Source organism: Pseudomonas sp. Pmew2, from assembly GCF_058129885.1.
The window spans coordinates 2,807,919-2,825,206 of record NZ_CM176702.1 but is presented as its reverse complement, the minus strand read 5'-3'; the positions used below and the strand labels follow the sequence as shown (position 1 = coordinate 2,825,206).

14 protein-coding genes are annotated in these 17,288 nt (G+C 59.1%); 5 read left to right on the top strand and 9 right to left on the bottom strand.

From position 1 onward, the window contains the following. Positions 1-11: 11 nt before the first annotated feature. On the bottom strand, positions 12-236 hold the full coding sequence (locus tag AC4ANK_RS12870) for a DUF6555 family protein (RefSeq protein ID WP_004658504.1): 225 nt from the start codon (positions 234-236) through the stop codon (positions 12-14). Between the two features lie 116 nt (positions 237-352). Then, positions 353-1,903, bottom strand: a complete 1,551-nt coding sequence (gene norR, locus AC4ANK_RS12865; RefSeq protein WP_002553816.1) for a nitric oxide reductase transcriptional regulator NorR — start codon at positions 1,901-1,903, stop codon at positions 353-355. Between the two features lie 371 nt (positions 1,904-2,274). On the opposite strand from norR, the gene AC4ANK_RS12860 reads away from it, so the two are divergent. From AC4ANK_RS12860 to AC4ANK_RS12840, 5 genes are read left to right on the top strand one after another with little or no spacing between them, the layout of a single operon-like run. Next, on the top strand, positions 2,275-3,726 hold the full coding sequence (locus AC4ANK_RS12860) for a UbiA family prenyltransferase (protein WP_460382805.1): 1,452 nt from the start codon (positions 2,275-2,277) through the stop codon (positions 3,724-3,726). Beyond that, positions 3,723-5,039, top strand: coding sequence for an FAD-binding oxidoreductase (locus AC4ANK_RS12855; protein WP_002553818.1), 1,317 nt, complete (start codon positions 3,723-3,725; stop codon positions 5,037-5,039). Before AC4ANK_RS12860 ends, AC4ANK_RS12855 begins: the two co-directional genes overlap by 4 nt. Further along, entirely contained in the window at positions 5,036-5,776 is a 741-nt protein-coding gene (locus AC4ANK_RS12850) for an SDR family oxidoreductase (protein ID WP_002553819.1), read from the top strand. Before AC4ANK_RS12855 ends, AC4ANK_RS12850 begins: the two co-directional genes overlap by 4 nt. After that, positions 5,773-6,738, top strand: coding sequence for a lysylphosphatidylglycerol synthase transmembrane domain-containing protein (locus tag AC4ANK_RS12845; protein WP_031596188.1), 966 nt, complete (start codon positions 5,773-5,775; stop codon positions 6,736-6,738). Before AC4ANK_RS12850 ends, AC4ANK_RS12845 begins: the two co-directional genes overlap by 4 nt. Positions 6,739-6,792: 54 nt before the next feature. Then, entirely contained in the window at positions 6,793-8,220 is a 1,428-nt protein-coding gene (locus AC4ANK_RS12840) for a DUF2723 domain-containing protein (RefSeq protein ID WP_002553821.1), read from the top strand. 48 nt (positions 8,221-8,268) lie between these two features. On the opposite strand, the gene AC4ANK_RS12835 is transcribed toward AC4ANK_RS12840, so the two are convergent. From AC4ANK_RS12835 to AC4ANK_RS12805, 7 genes are all read right to left on the bottom strand, one after another. Beyond that, the gene (locus AC4ANK_RS12835) at positions 8,269-10,095 is read right to left on the bottom strand and encodes a glycoside hydrolase family 15 protein (RefSeq protein ID WP_002553822.1); all 1,827 of its coding nucleotides are present in this window, start codon (positions 10,093-10,095) and stop codon (positions 8,269-8,271) included. Beyond that, positions 10,088-10,888, bottom strand: coding sequence for an SDR family oxidoreductase (locus AC4ANK_RS12830; RefSeq protein ID WP_002553823.1), 801 nt, complete (start codon positions 10,886-10,888; stop codon positions 10,088-10,090). Before AC4ANK_RS12830 ends, AC4ANK_RS12835 begins: the two co-directional genes overlap by 8 nt. Positions 10,889-10,955: 67 nt before the next feature. Further along, the gene (locus AC4ANK_RS12825) at positions 10,956-11,993 is read right to left on the bottom strand and encodes an NADP(H)-dependent aldo-keto reductase (protein ID WP_002553824.1); all 1,038 of its coding nucleotides are present in this window, start codon (positions 11,991-11,993) and stop codon (positions 10,956-10,958) included. A gap of 87 nt (positions 11,994-12,080) precedes the next feature. Continuing rightward, the gene (locus AC4ANK_RS12820; RefSeq protein ID WP_002553825.1) at positions 12,081-13,892 is read right to left on the bottom strand and encodes an ABC transporter ATP-binding protein; all 1,812 of its coding nucleotides are present in this window, start codon (positions 13,890-13,892) and stop codon (positions 12,081-12,083) included. A gap of 307 nt (positions 13,893-14,199) precedes the next feature. Further along, positions 14,200-15,270, bottom strand: a complete 1,071-nt coding sequence (locus AC4ANK_RS12815; protein ID WP_002553826.1) for a DUF1615 domain-containing protein — start codon at positions 15,268-15,270, stop codon at positions 14,200-14,202. A gap of 80 nt (positions 15,271-15,350) precedes the next feature. Further along, positions 15,351-16,259 carry a glutaminase B gene (gene glsB / locus AC4ANK_RS12810; RefSeq protein ID WP_002553827.1) on the bottom strand — a complete coding sequence of 303 codons (909 nt, stop codon included), beginning with the start codon at positions 16,257-16,259 and terminating at the stop codon, positions 15,351-15,353. Between the two features lie 70 nt (positions 16,260-16,329). Next, positions 16,330-17,145: a class II aldolase/adducin family protein gene (locus tag AC4ANK_RS12805; protein WP_002553828.1), complete on the bottom strand. Its 816-nt coding sequence runs from the start codon at positions 17,143-17,145 to the stop codon at positions 16,330-16,332. Between the last annotated feature and the right edge of the window lie 143 nt (positions 17,146-17,288).

The window sequence follows — 17,288 nt, the reverse complement described above, 5'->3', positions numbered from 1 at the left end:
GAGGAGTGGGTTCAGGCCTGAGCCCACTCCACATTGGTGACACCAAAGTGTTCCGCATAAGGCTTGGACACTTTGGCGACTTTCTCCAAACGGTATTTCGGTATGCGCGCAAGACCCGCGTCGACACTTGCACAGTGCCATGCTTCAGCGTTGTCCATATTCTCGGTGCGTATATAAAAACTCTTGAACGAACCGTTCAGCAGATAATCAATGCGGTAATGCTTTGGAAGTGCCATTGAAAGCCTGATCCTTTTTTCAGCAGTGGCTTGAAGTATAGGTGACTGCATTCACTGCAAAGAAATTCATTCTTTTTTCAATATCGGCGACCAACGAACATCCCCATTCGGATATATCAGCGAATACCCAGGCGCTTGGCAAGTCGATTGAGATTGGCTCTGTCCACCGCTAAATCGCGCGCCACTTCTGCCCAACGGCCTTGATGTCGTTCAAGACAATCAACAATCAAGGAACGCTGAAAAGCATCCACCGACGCCTTGAGCCCTGCCCCCTGCACAGCCGCTGAAAGGGCTTTTTCAGCCGTGGGTAGTGGCGTGGCAGACGCCGAGCCGTCGAGGCCCAGCGCAGGCCCTTCGACCGTCAGGATGCGCGGTTTTTGCGGATGGGCAGACAACGCCTTGAGCACCGCCCGGCTGATCAGGTGCTCCAGCTCACGAACGTTACCCGGCCAGGGGTGCGCGAGCAGCAGCCGCTGCGCCTCGGCGCTCAGGCGCAGCCCACGTAGCCCCATGCGCACACGGTTTTCCTCGAGAAAATAGCCGGCCAGCAGCAACACATCCCGTCCGCGCTCGCGCAGTGCTGGCACGAGCAGCGGGTAGACGCTCAATCGATGATAGAGATCCGCCCGAAACCGGCCGGAGCGCACTTCCTCGGCCAGATCACGATTGGTGGCAGCGATGATGCGCACATCCACATGGTGTTCCTGATCAGCACCCACCCGTTGCAACTGACCACTTTGCAGCACACGCAACAGCTTGGATTGCACCGACAATGGCAGCTCACCCACCTCGTCAAGGAACAACGTACCGCCATCCGCCAGCTCGAACCTGCCGCTACGCCCATTGACCGCCCCGGAAAAAGCGCCTTTGACATGCCCGAACAATTCGCTTTCGACCAGCATTTCAGGCAGCGCGGCGCAGTTGAGGCTGATCAGCGGCTTGTGTGCCCGCGGCGAGTGCAGATGGATGGACTCGGCCACCAACTCCTTGCCGACACCGGTTTCACCCATGACCAGTACCGTCAGCGGGCTGTTGCCGACCAGTTCAATCTCCTGCTGCATACGCTGGTGAACCGCGCTCTGACCAATCAGCTCGCGAGGCGCTCGCCCTCCGGCAGCGCGCTTGTAGACCTCGGCCAACTGGCGCTGATCTTCAAAACCCCGCGCCAACTGGTTGATGCGCTCGCCCGCCATGACCGTTGCCGCGGCGAGGCTGGCGAAGGCCTGCAGGTTATCCAGATCGACGCTGCCAAAGCTGGAGGGGTCCAGCGAATCCAGGGTAATAAGCCCCCAGGGCCGCCCCTGAACAGACAGCACGCAGCCCAGGCAATCATGCACTTCCAACGCGCCATGACCGTCGACCAGCCCGTCATAAGGGTCCGGTAAATCGCAATCGGCAGCAAAGCGCAGCGGCCCGTCACTCGCAAGCAACGCCTCGAAGCGAGGATGCTCGCTGACCCGGAAGCGACGACCGAGCGCGTCCGGGCTGAGTCCGTCGACCGCCAGTGGAATCAGCACATCACCCTCAAGCCTGAGCAGTGCAGTAGCGTCGCAAGGCAGCCAGTGGCGCAGCGAGCACAGCAGACGCCGATAACGCTCTTCGTCCGGCAGTTCTCTGGACAGGTCGGACACCAACGGTATCAGCTCACGCAACAGGGGGTGGGTCATTACGACTCCAGCAGACGGCCAACAAAGGCGTCATTATGACTCGCCAGGCTGAATAAGTGGTCACCGCGATGTTTATCCAGGCTCGCCCGTTCTGGCACCGTATGTCGAACACGTTGTATCAACGCGCGAATCAGAGCTACCGCCGTTAATCAGCCCTCTGAAATGACTCATTAACTTTACAATTTCCGTACCAGATTCCGTTATTTGATCAATCAATGAATCAATAGCGTTCATGCAATTACAGTTGCCCGACCCTTAATTTTTCTGACGCCACAGGCACGGCTGAATGATGGATATCGTTTAATTTTATTGATGTGGCGATTGTCCGGTCTTGTTCCATAGTGCGCTCACTTTTACAGGAGCAACTGTTCATGCCCGGCACTCAAGGAGGAGTTCTTGAGGTTGATACACCTCTGGTTGTCGACCTCGATGGAACGCTGCTGCGTTCAGATTTGCTGTTTGAAACCGCAGTAGCTTTTATCCGAGGCCGACCACTACAGGTATTCAAGCTTTTTACCTGGCTGTTACAAGGCAAGGCGTCCCTCAAGCAAGGGCTGGCTCTGGGCACCGACATCGACATTGCGTTACTGCCCTACGATGCTGCGGTCATCGCTTATATCCAGACCAGTCGGCAGCACGGGCGCAGGGTGGTTTTGGCAACGGCCTCTCACGAAACCCTTGCCAACCAGATTGCAGCACACCTGCAAATGTTTGATCAGGTCTGGGCCTCGGACGGTAAAACCAATCTTTCTGCCCATCGCAAACGCGATTTGCTGGTCAGCCATTATGGTGAGGGCGGCTTTGATTACATCGGTAATTCCCGGGACGACCTGCGCATCTGGAAAGTCTCACGCAAGGCCATCGTCGCCAGCCCGCTCGCAGGTGTGGAGCGCGCGGCGCGGGCACAAGGAAAAGTCGAACAGGTGATCAAATCCACATCGTCCCGACGCAGTGCGTGGTACAAGGCGTTGCGCCTCCACCAATGGCTGAAAAACACACTGATTTTTGTGCCCCTGCTCGCTGCTCACCAAGTCCAGAGCACGCAATTGCTGCTCGACGGATTGCTGGCATTTTTGTGTTTCGGGCTCTGCGCATCAAGCGTTTACCTGCTCAATGACCTGCTTGATCTGGCAGATGACCGCCACCATCGAAGCAAACGCGAGCGCCCGTTCGCCAGCGGTCAGTTGTCGATCGAATCCGGCTTACTGGTGATCCCGCTGTTGCTCGCAGCAGCCTTCGCCGGCGCGGCAATCATGTTGCCATGGCAATTTGCGGCGGTGCTGGCTGCCTATTACTTGCTGACGCTGGTCTACTCGCTTTACCTCAAGCGCCACATGGCAGTGGACGTCATTGTTCTGGCGATGCTCTACACCACGCGCATCCTGGCCGGTGCAGCGGCGTTTCAGTTGCCGCTGACGTTCTGGATTCTGGCATTTTCAATGTTTCTGTTTCTCAGCCTCGCGCTGGTCAAGCGCTATGCCGAACTGCGCGACGCTAGGCTGTGCGATGTGACCGTCAAGACACGCGGCCGCGGCTACTACCCGGGCGATCTGGACATGATCGCCTCCCTGGGTGCATCGTCGGGCAATCTGGCGGTAATGGTCCTGGCGCTTTACATCCATGAGGGCGCGACGGTTGCCCTGTATCAGCATCCGCATGTGATCTGGCTGGCCTGCCCGTTGCTGTTGTTCTGGATCACCCGGATCTGGATGCTCACCCATCGCGGTCAGATGAACGAGGACCCGGTAGTTTTCGCAATCCGCGACCGGATCAGCCAGGGGATCGGTTTTCTGTTCCTGCTGGTGTTCTGGATCGCCGCATGAGCGCGCCTCTCTACTCCTGGGGGCGCTACCCGCAGGTTGCCCAGCAAGGTCATGACTGTGAGGCGGTAAATCGCTTGCCGGCGCACATCTCGGAAACACTTGCGCACCATCACACCAGCCTGCCGTTCGGCAACGGCCGTAGCTACGGCGACAGTTGTCTGGCCAGCAGTGGTCACGTACTGGACATGCGCAAGCTGGATCGCTTCATCGCCGCAGACTGGCAGAACGGCGTGGTGCAACTGGAAGCAGGCATGACCCTGTCACAACTGCTGGCGGCAGCAATCCCGCGCGGCTGGTTTCTACCGGTCACACCGGGCACGCAGTTTGTGACGATAGGCGGCGCACTTGCCAACGACGTGCACGGCAAGAATCATCATCTACGCGGCACCTTCGGCTGTCATGTCATGCGTTTCGAATTGATACGTCATGGCGAGCCGCCGATGGTTTGTTCGGCCGTGGAAAACCCTTTTTTTTTCGCTGCCAGCATCGGCGGCCTGGGCTTGACCGGCGTTATCAGTCGGGTCGAGCTGCAATTGATGCCGATCCGTACCAGTCAGATCAACAGCACGGTGGTGCGCTTCGCCAATCTGGCAGAATTTTTTACCCTGTCGCACGAGCTGGACGCGCAGCACGAATACAGCGTGGCCTGGATTGATTGCCTGGCGCGAGGCAGTAATAGCGGCCGTGGCGTGTACATCGTCGGCGACCACGCTCGTTACGGGTCGCTAACGGTCGATGCGCCCAAGCGTCTGAGCATACCGTTCATTGCCCCGCTTTCACTGGTCAACCATCTGTCCTTGCGTGCATTCAATTCGATCTACTGGCACGCCCATCCACAACAGGCCAAGGCCCGCCGCAGCGCGTGCGAAGCGTTCTTCTACCCGCTGGATCGCATCCAGCACTGGAATCGTCTTTATGGTCGCAAAGGGTTTCAGCAATACCAGTGCGTGATCCCCGGGCATTGCGCGCCCAAGGCCATGCAACTGCTGCTCGATGCGATTGCTGCATCGGGCCGGGGTTCATTCCTTGCGGTACTCAAGCGCTGCGGCGATATCGCTTCGCCGGGGCTGCTGTCCTTCCCGATGCCGGGTACTTCGCTGGCACTGGATTTTTCGCAGACGCGCGAGCTGGCCGAAACACTGTTCCCACGCCTGGATGCCATTGTCCGTGAAGCGGGTGGACGTCTATATCCGGCAAAAGATGCACACCTGACCGGGAGCGATTTCCGCCAGGCCTATCCAGCCTGGGAGCAACTTGAAGCCCTGCGTGACCCTTCCTTGATGTCCCGCTTCTGGAAACGAGTGATGCCATGAAAAAAATTCTGATCATCGGCGCGACATCAGCCATCGCCCACGCCTGTGCCCGACTCTGGGCCGCGCAGGGCTGTGATTTTTTTCTGGTGGCGCGCGACATGGAGAAGCTCGACAGCAATGCAGCCGATCTCAAGGCGCGCGGTGCCGGGCGTATCGACACACACCGACTGGACGTTACGCACTTTTCAGAACACCCGGCTATGCTGGCCGACTGTCTGGCTGCATTGGGGCAGATCGATATCGTCCTGTTGGCTCACGGCACCCTGCCCGACCAGAAGGCCTGCGAGCAATACGCAGGCCTGGCCATACAGGAATTCATCACCAACGGTGCATCGGTTATTGCCTTGCTGACCCTGCTGGCCAGGCATTTCGAAGTGCAGCGCTGCGGCACACTGGCAGTGCTTTCCTCCGTCGCTGGTGATCGAGGACGCCCTTCCAATTACCTGTACGGCTCGGCCAAGGCTGCCGTCTCGACGTTCTGCGACGGGTTGCAGGCGCGGATGTTCAAACTCGGCGTACACGTAGTGACCATCAAGCCGGGTTGTGTCGACACGCCCATGACCCACGGCCTGCCGTTGCCTGCCTTGCTGGTTGCGCAACCGGCAGCTGTTGCCGAGCGCATCGTCAAGGGCATCGCACGCCGGTCTACAAGCCTTTATGCGCCGGGCTTCTGGGCATGGATCATGTGGGTGATTCGCGCGATTCCACAGCCATTATTCAAAAGGCTCGACCTTTGAGCGACATGCCGCTGCTGTCAGGCTGGCGCTATCGGGCGGTGCTGCTGTCGGTCGTCTTCTCGGCACTGGGCTATCTGGGATTTTCCCTGTGGGGCGGCTGGCAGGCAGTCAGCGCAGCAACCGGCAAGGTCGGGGTGCAGGGCATTGGCTTGGTCTTGCTGATGTCGGCAATCAACTACGCGCTGCGCTTCGGACGCTGGCAGCTTTACCTTGAGGTGCTGGGGCATCCGCTTGCCTGGCGGCAAAGCCTGCGGATCTACCTGGCCGGCTTCGCCCTGACAACCACGCCCGGCAAGGCCGGCGAAGCATTGCGTGGCGTATTGCTCAGGCCGCTGGGCGTACCGTACCCACAAAGTTTTGCTGCATTTTTCAGCGAACGCCTGTCCGATCTGCTGGCCATCGTGCTGCTGACGCTGTTCGGTCTGTCGTGGTACCCGCAGGCGCAACCCATGATTTTTATCGGCCTGGCGCTGGTTCTGGCGGGGCTGCTGGTGCTGTCTCAGGGTCATTTTCTGAAGCGCATGCGAGGTGCGCTGCCGACGGAGAAGAGCACACGACTGCACAGGCTGCGGCGGCAGCTGTTCGACATCCTGCTCGCCGCCCGTCAATGCCTGCACGGGAGAGTGTTGCTGACCGCCAGCCTGCTCAGTCTGCTTGCCTGGAGCGCCGAGGCACTAGCGTTTTACTGGATGCTTGGCTGGATGGGCGCGCAGATCCCACTGACGTTTGCCGTGTTCACCTATGCACTGGCAATGCTCGCCGGAGCGTTGAGCTTCATGCCGGGTGGCCTGGGCAGTGCCGAAGCAGTGATGGTCGGGCTGCTGATGTTCAAGGGCATGCCTGGGGCCGACGCGATTGCCGCCACGCTGCTGATACGTCTGGCGACCCTGTGGTTCGCAGTGGCGATCGGTGCCGTGATGCTTTCCCGATTCAACGCTGCACCACCGGGACGTCAGCCTTGAGGCAGTAAAGCAGGCACCCGACACCTTTTGTTCACCTCACGGAGGAGCTGTTCAATGCTACCCGATTCGCGCACCTCGATTGCCATGCCCCTGTTTCTGCTGGGTGCCGCCATCGCCGCAAGTTTTCTGGCCTCCAGCGGGCCGGTGCAATGGATGGACAATGGCATGTTTCTGGCCAACGCCCGCGAAGGCCATTATTTCAGTGAGTCGCTCGGACCGCTGGAGCATCCGCTTTATCAACTGCTCAACTCGGTATTCTTCACACTGTTCGGCCCACGCGCGCTCAGCCTGCTGAATTCGTTACTCCTCGTGCCGTTGGCATGGATCGTCTATCGACTGGCGCAAAGCCTCGGCGCCGGGCCACGTCAGGCCGTACTCGCTGGCGCAGCGACGGTATTGGCGCACGGAGTGTTCTGGGTGTCGACCAAAGCCGAGGTTTATCTGCTGCACACGCTGTTCGTACTGCTGGCTTATACGCTGCAGTTCAATGACAGTAACCGTCTGACGCCGCTGAAAAAGCTGTTCATGATTGGCGTGCTGACTGGAATGGCGGCCTCGACTCATCAACTGACCTTCGTGGTCCTGCTGCCGCTGTACCTGCATCTGCTGTACCTGTATAAAGCGCGCGTTTTGATCACCCTGCCCGGCTTCATGCTCGGCTTCGCGTCGGCGGCTGTCGCGGTATTCAATGACCTGAACACCGGATTGGGCCTGCTGGATATTGCTCGACGTTACCTGACCGGTGCGTCCGCGACCATTGCGGGGCCTGAGTGGCAAGGCAGCCTGTTGCGTTTCGACGAACTCCTGGAGGAAAGGAACGCAGCCATACTGGTGCTGCTGTCACTGATAGGGCCGCAGTTGGCGGGGCTGCTGCTGTTTCCCAAGGAGAGTCGGCTGCGGTTGTTGTGGAGTGCGGCGCTGTTGAATCTGGTTTTTGCCATTTCCTATAACGTGACCGACCGTTTCACCTTTTTTCTACCCGGCGTGGCGATGCTGAGCATCATCGGCATGATTCAGCTGCGGCGGGTTTTGCCACACAATGTGACACGCAGCACCTTGCTCAATCTCTCGGTATTGTCCTCGCCGACAGTGGTTCTGTTGGCGTATTCACTTTACGCAAACGGGGTCATACATTTTCCTGAGCATAAGGAGAAGCTGCCCTATCGCGACGATATCCGTTATTTCATGGTGCCTTACCTGCGCGACCGCTCTGCCGAGCAGTTCGTGCGCGCCTATGAACAGGTCGTGCCCAACGGTGCGTTGATCATCGCCGACTGGACACCGATGGGTGCCATGCGCTCCGGGCAAGCCATCGGGCTGCTTGGCGGTCGCAGGCTGGCCATGTGCGACGACAACGTTGCCATTCGAGCGGCCTTGAACAGCAACGGCGTCTATCTGCCACGGTTGAGCTATTGCGGGACGCTTACACAGAACTACCGGCTGGAAGAACAGCCGGCAGGATATTCATTGCAGGCGAACTGATCATGAATGAACCTCTGACTCACATTCATGACACGTTCGCGCACACTCTCAAGGCTGCCAGAGCGCCTGCCCGCCGCCCAGTTTGCGGTCCAGAAAACTGGCCGCGCTGATCAACGCCAGATGGCTCAGGGCCTGCGGTGTATTACCGAGATGATGAGCATGCGCGTCGAATTCTTCGGCGTACAAGCCCAGCGGGTTGGCGTAACGCAGCAATTGTTCGAACTCCAGATGCGCCTGCTCGACCCGACCGGCACGGGCCAGACATTCGACGTACCAGAACGAACAGGCAACGAATGCGCCCTCTTCGCCTGCCAGTCCGTCATCGTGATCATCATCGTTGCGATAGCGGAATACCATCCCGTCACGCACCAGTGCTGCTTCGATGGCGTCCAGCGTCGCCAGCCACTTCGGGTCATTGGCACCGACAAAGCGTACCAGCGGCATCAGCAGCATCGAGGCATCCAGATTGCGGCTGCCCTTGTGCTGCACGAAGTGGCCCAGGTCTTCGTTCCAGAAATTCCCCCAGATGTCGTTGTGGATCTCTTCACGTACCCTGGTCCAGCGCTCGAAGGGCCCCGACAGCGAGCGCTTGAACGCCAGGCGCAGTGCCCGGTCCAGTGCAACCCAGCACATCAGCCGCGAATGCAGAAAATGCTGATCGCCACCGCGCATTTCCCAGATGCCCACATCGCGGTCGCTCCAGTGTTCGCACACGTAGTCGACCTGGCGAACGACATGCTGCCAGCCATCATGGGAAATAGCGTCTCCATACTTGTTGGCCAGGTAGACGGCGTCCATCAGTTCGCCATAGATATCCAGCTGAACCTGCTTGTAGGCCTCATTGCCGATGCGTACCGGCTGAGCACCGCCGTAGCCGGACAAATGATCGAGATTGTCTTCCGGCAATTCTGCGTGGCCATCGAGGGCATACAGAATGCCGAGTTTCTCGGTCTGTTCACAGCAGTCATCCAGTCGCCCGCGCACCCAGCTCATGAAGGCATTGGCTTCATCGGTGTACCCCAGGCGCATGAACGCATACACGGTGAATGATGCGTCACGTATCCAGGTGTAACGGTAGTCCCAGTTGCGCTCGCCGCCCTCGGTTTCCGGCAGACCGAACGTCGCGGCTGCGACAATGCCCCCATGCTTGCGCGAGGTCAGCAGCTTGAGCGCCAGCGCCGAGCGAGTGACCATTTCACGCCAGCGGCCCTTGTATTGCGATTGCCCGGCCCAGCGCCGCCAGAATTTCAGTGTGTCGTCGAAATAGCGCGAGCATTTGCCTGCGGCCACGTTCGGGTCGTCGATACCGCCAAGAATGAACTCGACGGTCTGGCCTTTATGCATGTGAAACTTGGCTACAGCGTCCTGCTGCTCCAGCTGTAGCGGCGTAGCAGCCGACAAGCGCATGCCTGGCTGCCCTTCGGCCTCGAAACAGATGTCCTGGCCATCGACGCGAGCGGTGGTTTCAGCACGGCTGTAGTCCATGCGTACCCGGCAGCGCATGCGAATGGTGGCCTCGCCAAAACGCACTTGAACCCTACGCACGATGCGCGGCAGATCGTCCTGATCTTCACCAATCGGCATCAGGTCGGTGACTTCCACCACCGCGCCCTCGGAAATCCAGCGGGTTTGCAGGACATTGGTGTCCGGCAGGTAGATCTGCAGCCGCCTGGCGTCAGGCAAATCGGGCGCCAGCTGAAAGATCCCGGCATCGGGCGTATCCAGCAGCGCGGTGAAAATCGACGGGCTGTCGAAATCCGGCCAGCAGCAGAAATCGATGCTGCCGGTGTTGGCGATCAACGCGGCGCTGCGCATATCGCCGATGATGCCGTGGTCTTCGATACGGTTTTGCGCTTCTTGGGGAAAGTCAGCCATTGCCACGGAACTCCGGATAAAGGGTCATCCCGCCGTCGATGTACAGGGTTGTGCCGTGCACATAATCCGAGGCATCGGAGGCCAGCCAGAGCACGGCATTGGCGACGTCTTCAGGCTCACCGATACGGCCATAAGGGATCAGCTTGAGCATTTCCTTCTCGGCGTCGCCCTTGCGCGCGTCGGCATTGATCGGCGTGCGAATAGCACCCGGCGCGACGCTGTTGACGCGAATTTTCAGCTCGCCGACTTCCTGAGCGATGCTGCGCATCAACAGGTCGACGCCGCCCTTGGACGCTGCGTAATTGACGTGCCCGGCCCATGGAATCAACTGATGCACCGAACTCATGTGAATGATCTTGCCCATCGCCCGTGACACATCAGGGCGCATGCCTTGCTTGATGAACTGGCGCAACGCCGCACGGGCACAGAGAAATTGCCCGGTCAGGTTGACATTGATGACCGTGTTCCAGTCTTCCAGGCTCATGTCGACGATGGCTGCGTCTTTTTGCAGGCCCGAGTTGGCGACCAGGATGTCCAATGCGCCAAAGTGCTCGATGGTCTGCGCAAACAGGCGCTCGACGTCTGCTTCTTTCGACACGTCGGCCCCGACAGCAAGGGCGCGACCGCCCGTTGCGCGAATCTCTTCAGCCAGCTTCTCGGCAGGTTCAGCCTTGGAGTTGTAATTGATCACCACCGCCGCCCCGGCGTCCGCCAGCGCTCGCGCGGCACCCGCGCCGAGACCGGAACTGGCTCCGGTGACGATAGCGACTTGTTGCTTGAGTGAGATATGCATCGAATTTCAGCCTCGGAGTAAGCGTACTAGTGCTGACTGACGAGGCTGAAAGTAAGTTCAGTTCGGCTTAGGGTGCCGGGTTGGGCTGAGTGGTATGAATGGCTTCGATGCCGGCGATGACCTCGTCGGACAGCGTGACGGCGATGCTCTCCAGGTTGATCTTCAGTTGATCCAGTTTCGTGGCACCAATGATGTTGCTGGTCACGAACGGACGGCTGGTGACATAGGCCAGCGCCATCTGCGGTGGATCCAGACCATGCTCGCGAGCCAGCGCGACATACTTGGCTGTGGCAGTGACGGCCTGCGGGTTGTTGTAGCGCTGGAAACGCTCGAACAGGGTCAGGCGGCCATCAGCCGGACGTGCACCGTCCAGGTACTTGCCGGCCAACACACCGAACGCCAGTGGCGAATAGGCCAGCAAGCCGATCTGTTCGCGAATAGCGATTTCTGCCAGACCCACTTCGAAGGTGCGGTTAAGCAGGTTGTAGGGGTTCTGGATCGAGACAGCACGTGGCAGATCGAGGGTTTCGGCAAGGTGCAGAAAACGCTGAGTGCCCCATGGCGTTTCGTTGGATAGGCCGAAGTGGCGAATCTTGCCCGCCTTGACCAGATCGCCCAGTACCGACAGGGTTTCTTCGATTTCGACAGCCTGATCATCCGGGTCGTGGGTGTAACCCAGCACGCCGAAGAAGTTGGTCTTGCGATCCGGCCAGTGCAACTGGTACAGGTCCAGGTAATCAGTATTAAGGCGCTTGAGGCTGGCTTCCAGCGCCGCAGTGATGTTCTTGCGGTCAAGCCGCGGATTGCCATCGCGGATATGATCCATGCGACCTGGACCGGCGACCTTGCTGGCCAGTACCCAGTCGTTGCGGTCCCCGTACTTCTTGAAGTACTCGCCGATGATGCTTTCGGTCTTGGTGTAAGTCTCGCCACGCGGCGGCACCGGGTACATTTCTGCCGTGTCGAGGAAGTTGACCTTGGCATCCTTGGCCATACGAATCTGTTCGAATGCTTCATCCTGGGTGTTCTGCTCGCCCCAGGTCATGGTGCCCAGACAGATCGCGCTGACCGACAGATCGGTTTTGCCCAATTTACGAAATTGCATCGATGTCTCCGTTTGATTCAAAAAGATACAGCTTGAAACAGGGCTCCCATAAAACGCCGACTGGTCATTCACTGCAACACTTTTTATCTAACGATAGCCTTGCGCCTGCAGATCGAACAGCGCGGCGTAGCGCCCTGCGGCGGCGATCAGGCTGTCGTGATCACCGCGCTCCAGCACCCGCCCATGCTCCAGCACCACGATATGTTCGGCGTTGCGCACACTGGAAAAACGGTGGGAAATCAGCAGCGTCATGCGTCCCTTGGCGTACTCGCGAAAGTGCTCGAATACCGCAGCTTCTGCCCCGGCATCCAACGCGGCAGTGGGCTCATCGAGAATCAGAATATCGGCATCGCGGCGCATATAGGCGCGTGACAGCGCGATTTTCTGCCACTGCCCGCCGGACAGCTCCTGACCGCCTGCGAACCAACGCCCCAACTGTGTGGCGTAACCCTTGTCGAGCTGTTCGATAAACTGCGCTGCCATGCCTTGCGCAGCGGCTTCGCGCCAGCGGGTTTCGTCGTGAAAGGCGTGGGTATCGCCGACCCCTAGGTTTTCACCGACCAGAAACTGATAGCGGATGAAGTCCTGAAAAATCACGCCGATGCGCGACCGCAGGGCGTCTTCGTCCCAGTCCTGCAGATCGCTGCCATCCAGCAGAATACGGCCTTGGTCGGGCTGATAAAGGCGCGTCAGCAACTTGATCAGGGTGGTCTTCCCCGAGCCGTTCTCGCCCACCAGCGCCACGCTACGACCCGGTGCAAGATGCAGATCGATGTTTTCCAATGCTGCGCGGCTGGTGCCAGGGTAAGTGAAACTGACGTTCTCGAAACGCATGCCATCGCCGGGCAGCGCACCCTGGGTCAGGCTGCCAGCAGACGGCATGACCGGCTGACCGAGGTAAATGTACAGGTCGGCCAGGTACAGCCCGTCCTCGTACAAACCACTGATCGCACTCAGGCTGCTGCTCACAGCGGCCTGCCCTTGCTTGAACAGCACCAGGTACATGGTCATCTGCCCCAGGGTAATACGCCCATGCACCGCATCGACCACCACCCAGGCGTACGCCAGATAGAACGAAGCAGTGCCCAGCAAGCCGAGCAGAAAGCCCCAGCCATCACGGCGCACGGTCAAGCGGCGGTCTTCGGCATACAACCGTTCAAAGGTGTCGCGATATCGTTTGAGCAGCAGCGGCGCGAAGCCGAACAGCTTGACCTCTTTGATGTAGCCCTCGTGGGAGAGCAGTGTTTCGATGTAGTTCTGCCGACGGGTTTCCGGAGCACGCCGGGTAAACAGGCGGAACGCGTCGCCGGAAAAATGCGCCTCGGCAAAAAACACCGGCAATGCGCCGAGCACCAGAATCAGCAACGCCCAGGGCGAGAAATGCACCAGCAGTACGGCAAAGCTGATCAGCGAAATGAGGTTTTGCAGCAATCCCAGGGATTTGGTCACCAGCGCCAGAGGCCGGGTCGAGGCTTCACGCCGGACTCGTACCAGCTTGTCGTAGAACTCCGAATCCTCGAACTGCGACAGTGACAGGGTCTGGGCCTTCTCCAGAATCAACGTATTGACCTTCTGCCCCAGCAACACCCGCAACAGCGCCTGCTGCACCGACAGCCCGCGTTGCGCACCGGCCAGCAGCGCCAGTACACCGGCCTCCAGCAACACATAACGCAACACCGGCCATAGAGGCGCCTCGCCAGTGCTGGCATGCAGTTGCATGGCACTGACCACCGCATCGACAATCCGCTGCCCCAACCAGGCGGCCAGCGCGGGCAGCAAGCCTGCCACCAGCGTGGCAACGATCAAACCAACGGAGAGCGCTCGGGACGTGGTCCAGACCAGATGCATGGCCCGTAAGGCCTGCTGCATGAACGACGTGAAGCGTTTGAAAACCGGCATACGTTAAAAAATCCTGAAGAGCCTTACATATAGGGGGCAGTTCACTGGAGCGCTCATCGTTATACACAAAGCCTTGAGATGACTATCGTGCCAATGCTCCGCGTTGGCATGCAGTTCGTGACGCTCTGCGTCACACATCTTCAGTCTGGTGAAAACAGCAGGCGTAACCGGAGCTCAGGCCAGCATCTCGTACGACCTGAATCAGGTGTCGAGGCTCTAATGTGTGACGCGGAGCGTCACGAACTGCGTTACCACGCGGAGCGTGGTAACGATAATCGATGTGTGATCGCTTATTCCGGACTCACCCTCACTTCGGTGCGCGCTGTACGCAGCGTTCGCGGCGGTCGTCGACGCGTTCGGCGAACCAGGCGGTGGTCAGGTTGCGGGTGATTTTCGGGCTTTTCAGGGTGATGCCGGGCAGGATGGCTCTTGGCAAGGGCTTGCCTGCTGCCTTGTCCGCCAGTGCAAACACCTTGCTGTACAGATCGGTCTCTTCGAACTCCAGGGTATCGCCCTGCTTGAGCTGGTTCCATATCTGTGACTTGTTCATGCCCAGCCGGTCAGCCAGGGTTCGCACTGCCAGCTCGGTGGAGCCTGGCGAGGTGGAGTCGAAACGAATCAGATCGCCATCAAGCGCCAGCTCGATGCCGGTCGCACGACTCACCGCGTTCTGAAACGCGGCATTGCGACTGGCGTACCAACCGGCATTGAAATCGGCAAAGCGGTACAGGGACTGGGTGTAGTTCACCGGGTAACCCAGTAGATGAACGATGCCGAAATACATGCCGCCACGGCGAGTAAAGACTTCGCGTCGGATCGAGCCATCCACCGTGTAGGGATAATCTTCCGCATGCTTCTCGGCAAAGGCGATGCTGACCTGCATCGGGCCGCCGGTCTTGACCGGGTTGAAATTGCCGAACAGTGTCTGGCCCAGCGGTACCATGCCGATGAAATCATCAAAGATCGCGCTGAGGTCTTTCTCTGTGCGGGCTGAATCGAGCCGCTTGCCATAGGTCTTGCCGTCTGGTGAACGTACGCGCAATGCAGTGGCTATCAATGCATTGGGGATATGCAAGCGCGCCGCGCGGCGGTTTATTTCGGCACGGGCAATGCGGCCCATGTCCGGCACCGCAGGGTCGACCTGAAAGGTTGACTCCTGTTCGGTCACAGCCAATACCGAGCACAGGTTTTCGGTGGTCATCGGAATTTTCTGCGCGGCAAATGCGGCATGGATATCCGTTGCCCAAGCCTGCCGATCCGTAACAGTGGCAGGCATCAGGCGCACGATCTGCGCACGCGCCTGTTCCGGGCTCAGTTCAGGTTCCTGCACACGCTGGGTGCCACAACCTGCCAGCACCAGCAGCCCGACGCTCAGCATGAGCGATTTGCTTAGCCTTCGATTCAATCCATGACTCCTGCCAGGTTCGCGCTTTACCGCACCGTTCACTTCAGAAGGCTTTAAAACACCGACCAGTCGATCCTCGCGCTGAGTTTTTCCAGCGCAGCCATACCGACAAGGGAATTGCCCGCCGCGTTCAACTCCGGAGACCACACACAGACCGAAGCGCGCTCCGGCACAATCGCAACGATACCACCCCCTACTCCGCTCTTGCCCGGCAGGCCGACACGATAGGCGAAGTTACCGGCTTCGTCGTAAAGACCGCTGGTGGCCATGATCGAATTGACCTGAGTGGCCTGGCGTGCGGTGAGTATCTGCTCGCCACTGTGAGTGCAGAAGCCCTGATTGGCCAGAAAACCGAACGCCTTGGCCAGATCAATGCAATTCATGCTCAGCGCACAATGGTGGAAATAGCTGCGCAGCACGTCTTCCACATCGCCATGAAAATTGTCGAAAGACTTCATCAGATAGGCCGCTGCGGCGTTGCGCGAACGGTGCTGGTATTCGGATTCCGCAACTTTGGAATCGGAGGTGATCGCCCGGTTGCCGCACAGGCGTCGAACGAAGTCACGCATTGACAGCGACGGCGCCGCAAACCGTGCCTGATTGATGTCGCAGATCACCAGCGCGCCGGCGTTGATGAAGGGGTTGCGCGGCCTGCCCCGTTCGAATTCCAGCTGCACCAGCGAGTTGAACGGCTGGCCGGAGGGCTCGTGCCCCAGGCGCTGCCAGATGTCCTCACCGGAGTGCCCGATGGCCTGCACCAGGCTGAACACCTTGGAAATACTCTGTATCGAAAACTGCGTTTCGGCATCACCGGCGCTGAACACCTGGCCGTCGTTGCCGTACACCGCAATGCCCAGTTGATCAGGGCGCACCCCGCCCAGCGCCGGAATGTAATCGGCCACCTTGCCCTGACCAAGCAAGGGTCTTACTTCATCGAGGATTTCGTTCAGCAGGTCTTGCATGTGTGCGCCCCTTGTTTTGGCTGCGCACACTACACCAACCCCAGGCGCCTCGCATCACTGTGTGGCAGGCTCAGTCCCGGTAATCGGTGCCGCTACGCTCCAGCTCGCGGATCAGCGCATTCCAGTGTCGGGCGACACCCGGACCATTACCGTCCTTGATTGCCTTGGCCTGCTCTTCCACTTTGGCGATGACCTCCCGGGGCGGAAACACCAGCTCTGCGTTGCCGGCAGACTGCGCTGCAATCTGGATGTTGCAGGCGTACTCGAGGGCATGCAGCTGCTGGAATGCGTGCTCTACACTCACCCCGCCGGTGAGCAAGCCGTGATTGCGCAGGATCATCACGCTCTTGTCACCCAGATCCGCGACCAGTCGTTCACGCTCGCTCAGGTCCAGCGCAATGCCTTCGTAACCGTGATAGGCCACGCGCCCGGAGAAGGCAATGGAGTGCTGGGAAATCGGCAGCAGCCCGTCCTTTTGCGCCGACACTGCGATACCGTCACGGGTGTGGGTGTGCAGCACCGCTTGCAGGTCATGGCGCGCAGCGTGAATGGCACTGTGAATCACGTAACCGGCGTAGTTGATACCCAGCCCTGTCGGGTCATCGACAATCGTGCCGTCGATGTCGACCTTGACCAGATTGGATGCGGTGATTTCATCGAACAACAGGCCAAACGCGTTGATCAGAAAGTGCTCGTCCGGCCCCGGTACCCGCGCCGAGAAGTGTGTATAGATATGGTCGGTCCAGCGCTTGAGCGCGGCCAGCCGATAGGCCGCCGCCAACTTGACCCGGACTTCCCATTCCTGCGGCGAAACCCTGTCACGCACACTGCCGCCACCCGACGGCGTAGTACCTGGCTGGAGTGGCAAAGCGCTGACGTTGCTCATAATGTTGCTCCTTGGTGACTGCTGACTGGCCAGCCAGACTAGGCGCATTACAAATCAATTAAAAATCACATTTACTTCTAAGCTAATTATAGAAAATAAGAATATTAAGAACGACTGGTGTACAGGCTTCCCAAGCGTATCAG

Bases quoted from the DNA above. Each gene is read 5' to 3' on its own strand.
- AC4ANK_RS12825 (WP_002553824.1), bottom strand. From the start codon at position 11,993: ATGCAATTTCGTAAATTGGGCAAAACCGATCTGTCGGTCAGCGCGATC.
- AC4ANK_RS12820 (WP_002553825.1), bottom strand. From the start codon at position 13,892: ATGCCGGTTTTCAAACGCTTCACGTCGTTCATGCAGCAGGCCTTACGG.
- AC4ANK_RS12805 (WP_002553828.1), bottom strand. From the start codon at position 17,145: ATGAGCAACGTCAGCGCTTTGCCACTCCAGCCAGGTACTACGCCGTCG.
- AC4ANK_RS12860 (WP_460382805.1), top strand. From the start codon at position 2,275: ATGCCCGGCACTCAAGGAGGAGTTCTTGAGGTTGATACACCTCTGGTT.
- AC4ANK_RS12850 (WP_002553819.1), top strand. From the start codon at position 5,036: ATGAAAAAAATTCTGATCATCGGCGCGACATCAGCCATCGCCCACGCC.
- AC4ANK_RS12840 (WP_002553821.1), top strand. From the start codon at position 6,793: ATGCTACCCGATTCGCGCACCTCGATTGCCATGCCCCTGTTTCTGCTG.
- glsB (WP_002553827.1), bottom strand. From the start codon at position 16,259: ATGCAAGACCTGCTGAACGAAATCCTCGATGAAGTAAGACCCTTGCTT.
- AC4ANK_RS12870 (WP_004658504.1), bottom strand. From the start codon at position 236: ATGGCACTTCCAAAGCATTACCGCATTGATTATCTGCTGAACGGTTCG.
- norR (WP_002553816.1), bottom strand. From the start codon at position 1,903: ATGACCCACCCCCTGTTGCGTGAGCTGATACCGTTGGTGTCCGACCTG.
- AC4ANK_RS12830 (WP_002553823.1), bottom strand. From the start codon at position 10,888: ATGCATATCTCACTCAAGCAACAAGTCGCTATCGTCACCGGAGCCAGT.
- AC4ANK_RS12855 (WP_002553818.1), top strand. From the start codon at position 3,723: ATGAGCGCGCCTCTCTACTCCTGGGGGCGCTACCCGCAGGTTGCCCAG.
- AC4ANK_RS12815 (WP_002553826.1), bottom strand. From the start codon at position 15,270: ATGCTGAGCGTCGGGCTGCTGGTGCTGGCAGGTTGTGGCACCCAGCGT.
- AC4ANK_RS12835 (WP_002553822.1), bottom strand. From the start codon at position 10,095: ATGGCTGACTTTCCCCAAGAAGCGCAAAACCGTATCGAAGACCACGGC.